Origin of the sequence: Rhodococcus sp. G-MC3 (assembly GCF_030063335.1) — a bacterium.
Lineage (GTDB): Bacteria > Actinomycetota > Actinomycetes > Mycobacteriales > Mycobacteriaceae > Rhodococcoides.
This window is the reverse complement of sequence record NZ_JASISW010000019.1, coordinates 69883-84937: the sequence shown is the minus strand read 5'-3', so window position 1 is coordinate 84937 and position 15055 is coordinate 69883. Positions and strand designations below refer to the sequence as shown.

14 protein-coding genes are annotated in these 15055 nt (G+C 63.6%); 1 reads left to right on the top strand and 13 read right to left on the bottom strand.

The window, feature by feature from the left end:
• Positions 1–154: 154 nt before the first annotated feature.
• The 10 genes from pyrF to QMK17_RS19560 all read right to left on the bottom strand — a co-directional run bounded on the left by pyrF (position 155) and on the right by QMK17_RS19560 (position 11315).
• Positions 155–997, bottom strand: coding sequence for an orotidine-5'-phosphate decarboxylase (gene pyrF / locus QMK17_RS19605; protein ID WP_283510962.1), 843 nt, complete (start codon positions 995–997; stop codon positions 155–157).
• Positions 994–4335 carry a carbamoyl-phosphate synthase large subunit gene (gene carB, locus QMK17_RS19600; protein ID WP_283510961.1) on the bottom strand — a complete coding sequence of 1114 codons (3342 nt, stop codon included), beginning with the start codon at positions 4333–4335 and terminating at the stop codon, positions 994–996. The genes pyrF and carB overlap by 4 nt, the downstream gene beginning before the upstream one ends.
• On the bottom strand, positions 4335–5468 hold the full coding sequence (gene carA / locus QMK17_RS19595; RefSeq protein ID WP_283510960.1) for a glutamine-hydrolyzing carbamoyl-phosphate synthase small subunit: 1134 nt from the start codon (positions 5466–5468) through the stop codon (positions 4335–4337). Before carA ends, carB begins: the two co-directional genes overlap by 1 nt.
• On the bottom strand, positions 5465–5977 hold the full coding sequence (locus QMK17_RS19590; RefSeq protein WP_283510959.1) for a PH-like domain-containing protein: 513 nt from the start codon (positions 5975–5977) through the stop codon (positions 5465–5467). Before QMK17_RS19590 ends, carA begins: the two co-directional genes overlap by 4 nt.
• A gap of 4 nt (positions 5978–5981) precedes the next feature.
• On the bottom strand, positions 5982–7283 hold the full coding sequence (locus tag QMK17_RS19585) for a dihydroorotase (RefSeq protein WP_283510958.1): 1302 nt from the start codon (positions 7281–7283) through the stop codon (positions 5982–5984).
• Complete coding sequence (locus QMK17_RS19580) at positions 7280–8227, bottom strand: aspartate carbamoyltransferase catalytic subunit (RefSeq protein WP_283510957.1); 948 nt, start codon at positions 8225–8227, stop codon at positions 7280–7282. The genes QMK17_RS19585 and QMK17_RS19580 overlap by 4 nt, the downstream gene beginning before the upstream one ends.
• A complete protein-coding gene (pyrR, locus tag QMK17_RS19575) occupies positions 8224–8847 on the bottom strand; it encodes a bifunctional pyr operon transcriptional regulator/uracil phosphoribosyltransferase PyrR (protein ID WP_442972800.1) in 624 nt (207 codons plus the stop codon). The genes QMK17_RS19580 and pyrR overlap by 4 nt, the downstream gene beginning before the upstream one ends.
• Before the next feature lie 116 nt (positions 8848–8963).
• Positions 8964–9524 (bottom strand): transcription antitermination factor NusB, encoded by a 561-nt coding sequence (nusB, locus tag QMK17_RS19570; protein WP_283510956.1) that lies wholly within the window; start codon positions 9522–9524, stop codon positions 8964–8966.
• A 1-nt stretch (position 9525) separates the two neighbouring features.
• On the bottom strand, positions 9526–10089 hold the full coding sequence (gene efp, locus QMK17_RS19565; protein ID WP_283510955.1) for an elongation factor P: 564 nt from the start codon (positions 10087–10089) through the stop codon (positions 9526–9528).
• Between the two features lie 122 nt (positions 10090–10211).
• A complete protein-coding gene (locus tag QMK17_RS19560; RefSeq protein ID WP_283510954.1) occupies positions 10212–11315 on the bottom strand; it encodes a M24 family metallopeptidase in 1104 nt (367 codons plus the stop codon).
• A 105-nt stretch (positions 11316–11420) separates the two neighbouring features.
• Between QMK17_RS19560 and QMK17_RS19555 the strand changes: the two genes are divergently transcribed.
• On the top strand, positions 11421–12062 hold the full coding sequence (locus QMK17_RS19555) for a B-4DMT family transporter (protein WP_283510953.1): 642 nt from the start codon (positions 11421–11423) through the stop codon (positions 12060–12062).
• Positions 12063–12159: 97 nt separating this feature from the next.
• On the opposite strand, the gene aroB is transcribed toward QMK17_RS19555, so the two are convergent.
• The 3 genes from aroB to aroC are packed head-to-tail and all read right to left on the bottom strand — an operon-like array spanning position 12160 to position 15053.
• Positions 12160–13272 (bottom strand): 3-dehydroquinate synthase, encoded by a 1113-nt coding sequence (aroB, locus tag QMK17_RS19550; protein ID WP_283510952.1) that lies wholly within the window; start codon positions 13270–13272, stop codon positions 12160–12162.
• 9 nt (positions 13273–13281) lie between these two features.
• Positions 13282–13869, bottom strand: coding sequence for a shikimate kinase (locus tag QMK17_RS19545; protein ID WP_283510951.1), 588 nt, complete (start codon positions 13867–13869; stop codon positions 13282–13284).
• A complete protein-coding gene (aroC, locus tag QMK17_RS19540) occupies positions 13866–15053 on the bottom strand; it encodes a chorismate synthase (RefSeq protein WP_283510950.1) in 1188 nt (395 codons plus the stop codon). Before aroC ends, QMK17_RS19545 begins: the two co-directional genes overlap by 4 nt.
• Positions 15054–15055 lie beyond the last annotated feature (2 nt).

Below are 15055 nucleotides of genomic sequence, written 5' to 3'. Positions count from 1 at the left end.
GTCGTCGGTGAACAGTGCGCGGATCGCTGCCCGCACACGCTGTTGTTGCCATCGCTGCGAGAAATACAGCTTCAACCAGCAACGTCAGCGACGCTACCGACGGGACGGCCCGATCGCTAACCCACCCCCGGCGTCGAGGGCGGTTACCGATGGTTTATGCGAGGCCGGCTTCGATCTCGTCGCGCAACGCCTTCGCAGCATCTTGCAGCGCCACCACCGACGGACCGACGCCGAGGATTCCGCGCGAAGAATTGGGGAGCAACAGCTCGGTCGATCCCTCGAAAATCTGTGCCAGATCCGCAACGCTCGCTCCCTGCGCGCCGAGGCCGGGCGCCAAGATCGGGCCGGCGAACCCGGACAGGTCGAGACCGTGATCACGCGTCGCGCCGACGACGAGTCCGACGGTGGCAAGTCCGTTCGAGTTGGCAGCAGCGGCGCCGTCGACGACGGACTGGGCGACGGAACGACCGTCCCCCGAATCACCTCGCAAACCAGCACCTTGCAGCGAAGCACCTTCGGGATTGGACGTGCGAGCAAGGACGAATACTCCCCTGCCGTTGTGCTCGGCGAGGCCGAACGTCTCGGTCAACGAGTCGAACCCGAGATATGGCGACACCGTCACCGCGTCCGAGGACAACGGCGTGTCGGCGCCGAGCCAAGACTGTGCGTAGGCAGCCATGGTGCTACCGATATCGCCGCGCTTGGCATCGGCAATCACCAGCGTGCCGGCATCACGTAGAACGGTAATGGTTCGTTCCAGGACCGCATACCCTGCGCTGCCGTACGCCTCGAAGAAAGCGACCTGCGGTTTGATCACCGCTATCTCACCAACGAACGCTTCGACACAGATCTCGGCGAACTTCTCCAGGCCGTCGGCGTCACGCGTCAGCCCCCACGCATCGAGCAGACCGGGGTGCGGATCGATTCCGACACAGAGACGTCCACGAGAGGACGTAGCTGCGCGGAGGCGATCCAGCCAGCCGTCGGGGTGGTTCATGCCGAAGCGTTTCGGCCTGTGAGTGCCGCATGTAGATCCTGCAATGAACGGACGCCGATGCCACCTGCGATGCCTGCTTCGATGCCCTGAACTGCCGCCGAGGCACCCTGCACGGTAGTGATGCACGGGATGTTCTGCGCCACTGCCGCACTTCTGATCTCGTAACCATCGACGCGCGGTCCGGAATTTCCGTACGGCGTATTGATGACCATCGCGATGTCCCCGGCCAGAATGCGGTCGACGATGGTGCTCCGGCCCTCTGGAACTTCTTCACCGGATTGTTTGTAGACCTGCTCACAGGCTATGCCGTTGCGCCGGAGCACCTCGGCGGTGCCCTCGGTGGCGAGGATCGTGAAACCGAGATCGGCCAGACGCTTGACCGGGAAGATCAGCGAACGCTTGTCTTTGTTGGCCACCGACACGAACACCGCACCGGACGCAGGCAACGATCCGTAAGCCGCAGTCTGGCTCTTGGCGAACGCGGTACCGAAGTTTGCGTCGATACCCATCACCTCACCAGTCGACTTCATCTCCGGGCTCAGCAGCGTGTCCACCCCGGTCCCGTCCGCGCGGCGGAAACGGTTGAACGGAAGCACGGCTTCCTTCACCGCAATCGGTGCGTCGTGCGGCGTTGTGCCGCCGTCGCCCTGAGCGGGCAGCATGCCACTGACACGAAGATCGGCGATCGACTCACCCAGCATGACGCGAGCGCACGCTTTGGCCAGCTGAACCGCAGTTGCCTTGGAAACGAACGGAACCGTTCGACTGGCCCTCGGATTTGCCTCGAGGACATACAGGATGTCGTCCTTCAGGGCGTACTGGACGTTGAGCAGTCCCTTGACCCCGATGCCCTTGGCGAGCAGTTCGGTGGACCGTCGGACGTTGTCGATGTCGGCGCGGCCCAACGTGATCGGCGGGAGCGCGCACGCGGAGTCACCGGAGTGAATTCCGGCCTCCTCGATGTGCTCCATCACTCCGCCGAGGTAGACCTCGGTCCCGTCGCACAATGCGTCGACGTCGATCTCCACCGCGTCCTCGAGGAACCGGTCCACGAGAACGGGCCGGTCGTGCGAGATCTCGGTCGCCCGAGAGATGTAGTCGGCGAGGGAAGACTCGTCGTAGACGATCTCCATGCCTCGTCCCCCGAGTACGTAGGACGGGCGCACCAGTACGGGATAGCCGATACCATTCGCGATCTCGCGGGCACCGTCGAACGTGGTCGCCGTACCGAATTTCGGTGCGGGCAACCCTGCTTCGGTGAGGACGCGGCCGAATTCACCGCGATCCTCGGCAAGGTCGATTGCTTCGGGGCTGGTGCCGACGATCGGCACACCTGCGGCCTTCAGACGCTTCGCGAGGCCGAGAGGAGTCTGACCACCGAGCTGCACAATGACACCAGCGACTGTGCCGGACTGTGCCTCGGCGCGGTAGACCTCGAGGACATCCTCGAACGTCAGCGGTTCGAAGTAGAGACGGTCGGCCGTGTCGTAATCGGTGGAGACGGTCTCGGGGTTGCAGTTGACCATGACGGTCTCGTAACCCGCCTCCGACAGCGTCTGAGCCGCATGAACACACGAGTAGTCGAACTCGATGCCCTGACCGATGCGGTTCGGGCCCGATCCGAGAATAAGGACCTTCTCACGCACTCGCTGCTCGGCGACCTCGGACTCGGCCTCGGGATCGAGCTCGTACGTGCCGTAGTGGTAAGGCGTCTTCGCTTCGAACTCCGCGGCGCAGGTATCGACGGTCTTGTAGACCGGGTGAACCCCGAGCTCGTCGCGTAGCGCACGCACGCCGTCTTCATCGCCGAGTTCGGGCCGCAGTGCGGCGATCTGACGGTCCGACAAGCCGTGGTACTTCGCCTGACGAAGCAGAACCTCGTCGAACTTCTCGGCCGCTCGTACCTCGTTGCCGAGTTCGTGGATCTGCTGGAACTGATCGAGGAACCACGGGTCGATCTTCGTGGACTCGAAGAGCTGCTCGATGGTGGCGCCGAGCGCGAATGCCTTCTCGATGCCGTACATGCGGCCGTCTTGAGGAACGGACAGGTCGTGTAGGAGCGCATCGAGGCTCTCGGTCTCGACCTCAGGACCGGTCCAGTATCCAGCGCGCTTCGTCTCGAGCGAACGCATGACCTTGCCGAATGCCTCGGTGAAGTTGCGTCCGATCGACATTGCCTCGCCGACGGACTTCATCGTGGTCGTCAGTGTGCCGTCGGCACCGGGGAACTTTTCGAAGGCGAACCGCGGGGCCTTGACCACGACGTAGTCGAGCGTCGGTTCGAAGCACGCCGGAGTTTCCTTGGTGATGTCGTTGACGATCTCGTCGAGCGTGTAGCCGATGGCCAGCTTGGCCGCCATCTTTGCGATCGGGTAGCCGGTCGCCTTCGACGCCAGCGCCGAGGAACGCGACACCCGTGGATTCATCTCGATGACGACGAGTCGGCCGTCGGCAGGATCCATCGCGAACTGAATGTTGCAGCCGCCGGTATCGACACCGACCTCACGGAGGATGTCGATGGATAGATCGCGCATGGCCTGGTATTCGCGATCGGTCAGAGTCATTGCCGGCGCAACCGTCACGGAGTCGCCCGTGTGCACGCCGACCGGATCCACATTCTCGATGGAGCACACGATGACCACATTGTCGCGGCTGTCGCGCATGAGTTCGAGCTCATATTCCTTCCAACCGAGAATGGACTCCTCGATCAGTACGTTCGCCGACGGTGATGCGGCGAGTCCGCCGCCTGCGATACGAGTCAGGTCGGTGTCGTTGTACGCCATTCCCGAGCCGAGGCCGCCCATCGTGAACGACGGACGGACGACGACGGGGAATCCAAGTTCGTCGACCGTCGCGCGGACCTCGTCCATCGTGTAACACACTGCTGACTTGGCGGATTCGCCGCCGACCTTGGCGACGATGTCCTTGAACTTCTGGCGATCTTCGCCACGTTGGATGGCGTCGAAGTCGGCGCCGATCAGTTCCACGTCGTACTTCTCGAGAATTCCCTGCTCGTGCAATGCGACTGCGGCGTTCAGTGCAGTCTGACCGCCGAGCGTGGCCAACACAGCGTCGATCGGATGCCCTTGTAGCGCCTCGCGGGCAAAGATCTTTTCGATGAATTCTGCGGTGATCGGCTCGACATACGTGGCGTCGGCGAACTCGGGGTCGGTCATGATCGTCGCCGGGTTCGAGTTGACGAGGCTCACGCGCAGCCCCTCCTCACGAAGTACCCGGCATGCCTGGGTTCCCGAGTAGTCGAACTCACAGGCCTGTCCGATGACGATCGGTCCCGATCCGATGACCAGGACATGTCCAAGATCGCTGCGGCGTGGCATTACTTGTCAACTCCCTCGAGCACTGATGTGAACCGATCGAAGAGATACGCGGCGTCGTGTGGGCCTGCCGCGGCCTCGGGGTGGTACTGAACCGAGAACGCACGGCCGTCGAGCAGTTCGACGCCCTCGACGGTGCCGTCGTTGGCGCACGTGTGGCTCACGCGGGCGCGCCCGAAGTCGGTGTCGAATTCCTCGCCTGCTTCACCTTCGAGTGCAAACCCATGGTTCTGGGCGGTGATGGCGATGCGTCCGGTGGTGTGTTCGACGACCGGGATATTCATGCCGCGATGACCGAACTTCATCTTGTACGTGCTGCGTCCGAGCGCGCGGCCCAGAATCTGATTTCCGAAGCAGATACCGAACAACGGCAACTCACGTCCCAGAACCTCGCGGGTGAGCGCGACGTTCGCATCAGCGGTCGCAGGATCGCCTGGCCCGTTCGAGAGGAAGACTCCGTCGGGTTTCAGGTCGAGAATCTGCTCGATACTGGTGGCGGACGGCACGACGTGCACGCGGATCCCGCGCTCGGCGAACATGCGCGGCGTGTTCGTCTTGATTCCCAGATCAACCGCGACGACGGTGAAACGGGGATCACCAGCAGGTTCGATCGTGTAACCGGCTGTGGTCGTGACCTCGCTCGCGAGATCGGCACCCAACATCGACGGCTGACCGAGCACCTGCTCCAGCATCTCGTCCTGTGTCCCCAGCGCATCTCCCGAGAACACTCCTGCGCGCATCGACCCGCGGGTGCGCAGATGACGGACGAGAGCACGGGTGTCGATTCCTGCAATCCCGACGACGTCCTGTGCTTCCAACTGGTCTTGCAACGTACCGGTGGCGCGCCAGCTCGACGTGCGGCGTGCGGGATCGCGGACCACGTAACCGGCTACCCAGATCTTGTTCGGATCCTGGGCGCTCGCCGCTTCTCCGTCTTCCTGGTTCCATCCGGTGTTTCCGATCTGCGGCGCGGTGGCGACGACGATCTGACGGTGGTAGCTGGGGTCGGTCAGTGTCTCCTGGTACCCGGTCATGCCGGTGCAGAAGACCGCCTCGCCGAGAGTCCGGCCTTCCGCTCCGAAGGTGGTGCCGCGAAACGTTCGGCCGTCCTCCAGAACAAGAACTGCGCTGCTCACGCTGTTGTCTCCTTCGAATCGTTCGTGTCTGTGTCTGGCTCGACCCACGTGGGGTAGATCTGCTTGTCGTCGGCGCGGAAGCCTGTGTCGATCTCGGTGCCGGTCGGGAGCACCCAACGGATGACGAGGAGGCCGTCCCGGCTCATGACCTTCCCTGCCAGCGCGCGCTCCGTTCGGATGGCACGCACCGATTCCTGCGGGATCCAGATGGTGGACTCTGCCGTGCGCGTGAGCAGGATGCCCTTCTCGTGGCGAGAAAGTTCGGCGGTTGCACGGTGACCGATGTCGCCGACTGCGATGCGGTCCTGCCAGCTCGGCGCGATGGTGCTGCCTACATACAAACCGGTCGAGGCCTCCAGCAGCGTCGCACCGAGGTCTGCCGGCGTTTCGGGGAAGGTGCCGATGGAGTCGGCTTGGCGTTTCTGACGACCGCGCCAGCCCCGGAAGATCAACGCGATCATTGCAACCCAGAAGATGATGAACCCGATGACGATGAGAACTCTGTCCATGTGCTTATGCCTCTCCCACTACCCGAACGGCACCGTCACGTGCGGTGATGCGACCTCGCAGGAGCGTTGTCGTCACCTTGGCCTTGAAGGTCATCGATTCGAACGGTGTGTTGTCGGAAATGCTGGCCAGGCCCTTGCCGCTCACTGTCCATGCGGCATCGGGATCCACGACGACGAGGTTGGCGATCTCACCGACCTCGATCGGTCGACCCTGGTCCGGCAACCCGACGATCTGGGCCGGACGCTCGCTCATCACTCGGGCAACGCCGCGCCAGTCCAGTAGCCCGGGCTCGACCATCGTCTCGGCAACGATGGCCAACGCGGTCTCCAGTCCCAGCATCCCTGGACGCGCCTGCGAGAACTCGCAGCACTTGTCCTGTTCGGCGTGAGGCGCGTGGTCGGTAGCTACGCAGTCGACCGTTCCATCTGCGAGTCCGCGGCGTAGCGCCGCCACATCGGAGACCTCTCGAAGCGGGGGATTGACCTTGTTGATCGGGTCGTAGGTTTCGAGACGTGAATCGTCGAGCAGCAGGTGGTGAGGAGTTACCTCGGCAGAGATCAAGATCCCCTGTCCGCGTGCCCATTTCAGTAGCTCAACGGTTCCTGCCGTCGATGCGTGGCAGATGTGCACCCTGGCGCCTGCGTCACGGGCGAGCAACGCATCGCGAGCGACGATCGATTCTTCGGCGGCCCTCGGCCAGCCCGCGAGCCCGAGCCTCGCCGCAGTAGGTCCTTCGTGTGCGATAGCGCCGACGGTGAGCCTGGGCTCCTCGGCGTGCTGCGCGATGAGGACTCCGAGCGAACTGGAGTATTCGAGTGCTCGGCGCATGATCAGTGGATCGTCCACGCACTTGCCGTCGTCGGAGAACATCCGGACCTTGCCGACGCCTGCTGCCATCGTCGCCATTTCGGCGAGCTGCTTGCCACCGAGCCCGACGGTGACGGCACCGACCGGGTGTACGTCCACGAGGCCGACTTCCTGACCCCGGCGCCACACGTGATCGGTGATGACCACCGAATCGGCGACCGGCGAAGTGTTGGCCATCGCGAACACCGCGGTGTATCCACCGAGTGCGGCTGCAGCGGAACCGGTTTCGATGGTCTCGGTGTCCTCACGCCCCGGTTCACGCAGATGCGTGTGCAGGTCCACCAATCCGGGAAGCAGTATCTGGCCGGCCGCCTCCACGATTTCTGCATCGCCTGCGTCGAGATCGGTTCCGATGGCTGCGATCTGGCCGTCGTCGATCAAGACGTCGGTAGCGGGCTCCTCGCCGTAGAGGAGGACTCCTCGGATCATTACGCTCATTCCGCTCCCCCGCCCACACCGACGAGCAACCGGAACAGAACCGCCATCCGCACGTGAACTCCATTCGTAACCTGCTGCAGTACTGCAGTTCTGGGGGAATCGGCGACCGAGGATGCAATCTCCATACCGCGCAGCATCGGCCCGGGATGCAGTACTACGGCGTGTTCGGGAAGCAGATCCATCCGCTTCTGGGATAGGCCGTAGGTGATGGAATATTCCTTCGGCGACGGAAAGAAGCCGCCGTTCATACGCTCGGCCTGCACGCGAAGCATCAGCACGGCGTCGAGCGTCGGCAGTTCGGCGTCGATGTTGTGCGACACCCGAACCGGCCAGGTGGACGCTCCGATCGGAAGCAGGGTCGGCGGCGCGATGAGCACCACTTCGGCACCGAGCGTTGCCAGCAGAATCGCGTTGGAGCGAGCAACTCGACTGTGCAGGATGTCCCCGACGATTCCGACGCGCTTGCCCTCGATTGACCCGAGACGCTGACGCAGCGTGAGCGCGTCGAGCAGTGCCTGAGTTGGATGCTCGTGAGTGCCGTCGCCTGCATTGATGACGGCTGGACCGGAGCCTTCGCCCTGCCCGGCCGTCCACGCCGCGATCTGGTGGGCGGCACCCGAGGCGGGATGTCGGACGATCAGGGCGTCGGCGCCTGCGGCACGCAGTGTCATGGCGGTATCGCGCAGCGACTCGCCCTTCGAGACCGACGAACTGCCGGCGCTCACGTTGATGACGTCCGCGCTCATCCATTTCCCGGCAACCTCGAAAGACACGCGAGTTCTGGTCGAGTTCTCGAAGAAGACGGTCATAATGGTGCGTCCGCGAAGCGTGGGGAGTTTTTTGACTTCGCGGCCGAGCAGAGCCTGCTGGAACCGGTCTGCCTCGTCGAGTAGTTCGATTGCCGATTCGGCAGTCAGGTCGGCGACGGAGAGAAGATGCTTCACTTCGCTCTCTCCCCCGCGGAGAGACTGACGCCATCGTGACCATCGTGTTCGACCAATTGAACCGACACGTCCTCGGTCCGCGCAGTAGGGACGTTCTTGCCCACGTAGTCGGCTCGAAGCGGAAGTTCCCGGTGACCACGATCGATCAATACCGCGAGTTGAACCGCTCGGGGGCGCCCGAGATCGCGGAGAGCGTCGAGAGCCGACCGAACGGTGCGACCCGAAAAGAGAACGTCGTCGACGAGTACGACCACAGCACCGTCGACCCCGCCGGACGGTACCGAGGTGCGCTCGAGGGGTCGATGCGGCTTGCCCCGAAGATCGTCACGGTAGAGCGTGATGTCGAGGGAACCCACCGGGGGCCTGACCCCGGAGAACACCTCGATCCGATCCGCCAGCCGCTCGGCGAGAATGGTGCCGCGAGTCGGGATGCCGAGAAGGACGACGCGGGGAGCATTGGCCGAGTCGAGTGCCGACTTTTCGATGATCTGATGCGCCATGCGCGCAATGGTCCGGCCGACATCGGCTGCAGAGAGGAGTTCGCGGGACAAGCTCGGGTCTACCGAGGTCGTCGATTTCGACGGTGAGGCGGGTTCGGGCGGTACTTCGGACGCAGGCAAACTACGACCTCCTTCTCCGCCTCTCTGGACGGATCGTTAAAGGATGTCTGACGGTGTAACAGCCTAGCAACGACGCGCCCCGATCGTGTCATCCGGGGAGCGCCGCGTGAGCCGGATTACTCGCCCAGCTCGCCCGGGTTCGGTGAGCCGGTTGCGTCGATATCGTCGGTGCGGGAAGACACCGCTGCGGCGGCGGCGCGAACCTGCGGTGCAACGAGCACGATCTGGCCGAGCACCCCGTTGACGAACGACGGTGAATCGTCGGTCGAGAGCTGCTTGGCGAGCTCCACAGCCTCGTCGACTGCAACAACAGGCGGGACGTCGATTGCGTGGAAGAGCTCCCACACTGCAACCCGCAGAATTGCGCGATCGACGGCAGGCAGCCGCCGCAGCGTCCAGTCGTTCAAGTGATCGGAAATCACACTGTCGAGACGATCGAGGTTCTCGGCGACACCGACCACCAGGGTCTCGGTGTACTCACTGACCGGTGCGATGGAGTCGTCGCCGCGTGCAAGCTCGATCCGTTCCTTGGCCAGATCGACTGGATCGGCGTCGCGTGCCTCTGCCTCGAACAGGAAATCCACGGCCCGCTTGCGGGCCTTGTGCCGTGCACCGAGCTTTTTGGGCGTGTCGGTACGCCCGGAGGACGAGCGCTCTGATGGCTTCTTCGACGACACGTTAGGAGTTCACACGCCCGAGGTAGTTTCCGTCGCGAGAATCGACCTTGAGCTTGTCGCCGGTGTTGATGAACAGCGGAACCGAGATCTCGGCGCCGGTCTCGAGCGTTGCAGGCTTGGTGCCGCCGGTTGAGCGATCACCCTGCAGGCCCGGGTCGGTGTGGCTGACCACCAGCTCGACCGTGACAGGAAGTTCGACGTACAGCGGAGCGTCCTCGTGCGTCGCGACCTGTACCTGGATGTTCTCAAGCATGAAGCGCGCACTGTCGCCGACGACCGCTTCACTGATCGAGATCTGGTCGTAGGTGTCACCGTCCATGAACACATAGTCGGAGCCGTCGTGGTAGAGGTAGGTCATGTCGCGCCGGTCGACAATGGCCGTCTCGACTTTCACACCGGCGTTGAACGTCTTGTCGACGACCTTGCCCGACAGCACGTTCTTGAGCTTGGTGCGCACGAATGCGGGACCCTTACCCGGCTTGACATGCTGGAACTCGATGATCGACCACAGCTGGTTATCGATGCTGAGGACAAGTCCGTTCTTGAAATCACTCGTGGAAGCCACTGGTGCCTACGTCTCCTCGTATTCTTGTGCGCGTTCGTGCGCGATGACAGTCTTGCTCGGGTCGTGTGTGCTCGGTCCTTCTCGACCAGGATCTCGTCGTGGCGGCCCACTCGGCGCGGACGTCAGACGAGAACAAGTTCCTTGGTAGTCATGGTCAGCAGCTCGGGACCACCATCACGAACGATGAGTGTGTCTTCGATCCGGACGCCTCCGCGGCCAGAGAAGTACACGCCCGGTTCGACGGTCACGGCTGCACCGCTCAGCAGTGTACCGGTGCTCGACTTGGCGATTCCCGGCGCTTCATGGATTTCGAGTCCGACGCCGTGGCCGAGCCCGTGCAGGAAGTAATCGCCGTATCCTGCGTCCTCGATGACCGAGCGTGACGCAGCGTCCACAGCCGCGGTGCTCACACCGGGCGCGAGCGCTCCACGGCCCGCGGTCTGCGCGTGCAATACCAGCGCGTACAGGTCTCTCTGCCAGGCCTGCGGTGTACCGATCACCACGGTGCGTGTCATATCGGAGTGGTATCCGCCGACAAGGGCACCGAAGTCGAACTTGACGAAATCGCCGTCGGCGAGCACCGCTGCCGTCGGACGGTGATGCGGAACGGCCGAGTTCGCCCCTGCCGCGACAATGGTCTCGAAGGAGATTCCGTCGGCTCCGTTCTCGATCATGAGGGCTTCGAGTTCGCGCGCGACCTCGAGCTCGGTGCGACCCGAAGAAATACCGCCACGTTCGATCAGGACCGCGAACGCGTCGTCCGCTGCGCGACAGGCGTCGCGAAGCAGCGCCACTTCGTGCTCGTCCTTCACCATTCGGAGATCCTCGACCAGGCCGGGTGCCCGAACGAGGTGTGGTCCGTCGTCGAGCGCAGTCCACGCACGGTGCTGATCGACCGTCACCACGTGCGATTCGAACCCGACCGATCCCGACCTCGGTGTCACGTTGCTGCGGAGCAGGTACGACGCCGAGGACCTGTCGATCACGGCGCGAAGATCGGGAACCTGTTCGGCAATCTGGGTCACGTATCGACCGTCGGTGCAGACGACGGTGTTGTCCTCACGTCCGGGCGAATCGTTCGCCGACACGATCAGCGCTGCGTTGGACCCGGTGAACCCGGTCAGATAGCGGATATTGAGGAGGTCGGTGACCAGGATGGCTGCGAGATCGTCGCCTTCGATCCTGCGACGAAGCGCGGCACGTCGGCCGCCGAAATCTACGGGCATTTCTACAACGTACCGCTGTCGACAATCACGCTCCGATCAACGCGCGCGCACCACAAATCTGTGGGGTCGGCCACACCTACTACGGAGTACGGATAGGCTGTCCCCATGACAGGGTGGGTGGTACGCGGAATCGGTATGGGACTGATCAACGTGGGGGTCCGGATCCTTTTGGGAGTGGCGGTCACACAGTGGCCGCTGCACGGCTCTCAGCTTCGATGGCTGGGCATGGCAGCAGTGCTCCTTGCAGTGATCGTCTGGGCAGGCGTGGACGGAATACGGGATCGCCGAGCGAACCCCGATCCCGAGTACGGCACAGACCTCACAATGGTATGGCTCAAGGCCGCAGTACTCGGCGGACTCGGCGCCGGTCTGGCGACGTGGCTGGTGCAGATGTTGGTCGACTTCAGCCTCGGGCAGAACTCGTTGTTCTTCGAGCTGACCTCGGGTGCGGCATTCACGATCCTGGTGATCTTCATCCCAGCGACCGTCGCCGTCTTCCTCGGCAGATTGCTAGCCGGGCGCGAGGCGAAGAAAAAGCTCGCGGTCACCGACGCAGCACGCGACAAGGACCGGCACGACCGACACGAGGGCCCGCTCGTCGGCGCGAACTCACCTCGGGCGACGCCTGCCGCGAACCCGAACCAGTCGGAATGGTCGGGCGACAACTCCGATACCGAGGTCTTTCAGGCAGTCGATGCCGACAGAGATCCTCGCGAGACCACGAAGAAACACCGCGACAACTCCTGACCTCGCTGAACCGAGCTCGTCGAAAAGAACACCGAAGCCGCATGTGACAGACGATCACATGCGGCTTCGGTATTCCCAACGCGACTTCTCGGCCTTTCTAGAGCAAAATCCCCGTAGTCGAGGACCCGGTGTCGTCCTTCGCGATGGCCGAATACGCGGCAATGAGCAGCGACGGATCCGGCCCTTCGAGGCGTCCCGGCTTCGCTAGACCGTCGAGAACGACGAACCTGAGCATTCCAGCCCGGTTCTTCTTGTCCGTCTGCATGCCCTTGAGCAAGTCGCCGAAGGCATCGCCGTCGTAGCCGACAGGTAAGCCGACGAGTTCGAGAATCGAACGGTGGCGATCCGCCGTGGCGTCGTCGAGGCGTCCAGCAAGCCTGCCGAGTTCGGCGGCATACACGAGGCCTACTGCCACCGCAGCTCCGTGACGCCACCGGTAACGCTCACGACGCTCGATCGCGTGTGCGAGGGTGTGGCCGTAATTCAGGATTTCGCGTAAGTCCGACTCACGCAGATCCGCCGCGACGACGCGCGCCTTGACCTCGACGGAGCGGCGGATCAGTTCGGGTAGCACAGTGCCTGCAGGATCCAGGGCGGCTTCGGGATCGGCCTCGATGAGGTCGAGAATTACCGGGTCGGCGATGAAGCCGGTCTTGATGACCTCGGCCAACCCGGCGACGATCTCGTTCTTCGGCACCGTTTCCAGTGTGGCGAGATCGATGAGGACCGCTGATGGCTCGTGAAACGATCCGACGAGGTTCTTGCCTGCCTCGGTGTTGATTCCGGTCTTGCCGCCGACTGCGGCATCGACCATCGCCAGCAGCGTCGTCGGGACGTGCACGATCTTGACTCCGCGCATCCAGGTCGCGGCCACGAAGCCGGCGAGGTCTGTTGCGGCTCCACCACCGAGACTCACGACGGCGTCGCTACGAGTCAGCCCGATACGGCCGAGCACCTCCCAGCAAAACCCTGCGACCGCAAGTTCTTTGCCGTCCTCGGCGTCGGGAATTTCGATACGGTGGGCATCGACTCCGTTGGCTGCCAGTGCTTCTCGTACCGCTTCCGCAGTATCGGCGAGAGGCGGCTGATGGAAGATCGCGACGGTCCTCGTCCCGTCGAGTTCGGCCACCAGATCGGTCAGCAGTCCCCTGCCGATGATCACCGGGTACGGCGCGGCCGTCTCGACCATGACACGTACTGGCTCGGTCATCGATTCACCTCATCCACTCGATTCGTTGTGTCCTGTGTGTGCTTCGTGTCCTGTGTGTGCTTCGGGTGGAACACCATCGGCCTGCTGGTAATACTGCTTCAACTTTGCAACAACCTGACCGACCACTCGTGCCGGACTGCGGCCGTCGGTACGAACGCGGATGGTCGCGGTCGACCGATAGAGTGGTCGCCTGGTTCGCATCAGTGTCTGATACTTCGCCCTTGGGTCGGGGCCGGCAAGCAAAGGCCTTGCGGTATTCGCTCCGGTCCGCCGAAGTCCTTCGGCCACACTGATTTCCAGGTACACCACGATCTGCGATGCCAACAGGGCTCGCGTCCGCTCGGACAGGATCGATCCGCCGCCAAGCGAGACGATACCGCTGTGCGACGCCAATGCACCTGCCACGACATCTTCCTCGATGGCCCGAAACGCAGGTTCGCCGTCGTGAGTGAAGATGTCCGGGATCGTTCGCCCGGTGCTGCGCTCGATTTCGACGTCGGTGTCCATCAGATCCAGCTCGAGCGCCGCCGCCACTCGACGACCGATCGTCGACTTGCCTGCGCCGGGAGGACCGATGAGCACCGCGTACGGCGTCATCGCCGCGGTCGGGCAGCTGCGCCCTTCACGTAATGGTCGACGTTGCTCACTGTCTCCGCGAGCGAGTCGCCACCGAACTTCTCCAGAGCGGCTTGTGCGACGACGAGTGCAACCATGGTCTCGGCTACGACGCCCGCAGCGGGTACCGCGCACACGTCGGAGCGCTGGTGGATCGCCACGGCTTCCTCACCGGTCGACATGTCGACCGTTGCCAGTGCACGCGGAACGGTGGAGATGGGCTTCATCGCCGCCCGAACTCGAAGCGCTTCGCCGTTGGTCATGCCGCCTTCGATACCGCCTGCACGGTTGGTCGAGCGCAGGACTCCGTTCGGTCCAGGTGTCATCTCGTCGTGCGCCGCGCTGCCGCGCCTGCGTGCGGTCTCGAACCCGTCGCCGACCTCGACCCCCTTGATCGCTTGAATTCCCATCAGCGCCGCGGCAAGACGCGAATCCAGGCGCCTCTCACCACTGACGAACGATCCGAGACCGACCGGAAGACCGTGCACAACCACCTCGACGACTCCGCCGAGGGTGTCGCCGTCCCGCTTGGCAGCTTCGATCTCGGCGATCATCGACTTCTCGCCGGCTTCGTCGTACGCGCGGACCGGGCTGGCATCGATCGCATCCAGATCGGACCCGGTGGGCGGGGGCCCGACGTACGGATCCGAGGCACCGATGGAGATGACGTGCGATACCACCTCAACACCGAACGCCTGCCTCAGGAAGTGGCGCGCAACGGTACCGATGGCGACACGTGCAGCGGTTTCTCGTGCGCTGGCACGCTCGAGGACGGGACGAGCATCGTCGAACCCATATTTGAGCATGCCGGAGTAGTCGGCGTGGCCCGGTCGTGGCCGCGTCAACGGAGAGTTTCGTGCCAGGTCGGCCAAGACGCTCTCGTCGACGGGGTCCGCGGACATGACCTGTTCCCACTTGGGCCACTCGGTATTGCCGACCTCGATAGCGATCGGACCGCCGAGGGTGCGCCCGTGACGAAGTCCGCCGACGAAGGTGACCTTGTCGGCCTCGAACTTCATGCGAGCGCCACGGCCGTAACCGAGTCGTCGCCTGGCAAGTTGAGTAGCAATGTCATCGGAGGTCACCTCTACGCCCGCGACCATGCCTTCGAGGATGGACACGAGGGCGGGGCCGTGAGATTCTCCGGCAGTTATCCAGCGCAGCACCG

Coding starts and splice junctions, on each gene's coding strand:
- pyrF (WP_283510962.1), bottom strand. CDS start 997: ATGAACCACCCCGACGGCTGGCTGGATCGCCTCCGCGCAGCTACGTCC.
- carB (WP_283510961.1), bottom strand. CDS start 4,335: ATGCCACGCCGCAGCGATCTTGGACATGTCCTGGTCATCGGATCGGGA.
- QMK17_RS19590 (WP_283510959.1), bottom strand. CDS start 5,977: ATGGACAGAGTTCTCATCGTCATCGGGTTCATCATCTTCTGGGTTGCA.
- QMK17_RS19585 (WP_283510958.1), bottom strand. CDS start 7,283: ATGAGCGTAATGATCCGAGGAGTCCTCCTCTACGGCGAGGAGCCCGCT.
- QMK17_RS19560 (WP_283510954.1), bottom strand. CDS start 11,315: ATGCCCGTAGATTTCGGCGGCCGACGTGCCGCGCTTCGTCGCAGGATC.
- QMK17_RS19555 (WP_283510953.1), top strand. CDS start 11,421: ATGACAGGGTGGGTGGTACGCGGAATCGGTATGGGACTGATCAACGTG.
- aroB (WP_283510952.1), bottom strand. CDS start 13,272: ATGACCGAGCCAGTACGTGTCATGGTCGAGACGGCCGCGCCGTACCCG.
- QMK17_RS19545 (WP_283510951.1), bottom strand. CDS start 13,869: ATGACGCCGTACGCGGTGCTCATCGGTCCTCCCGGCGCAGGCAAGTCG.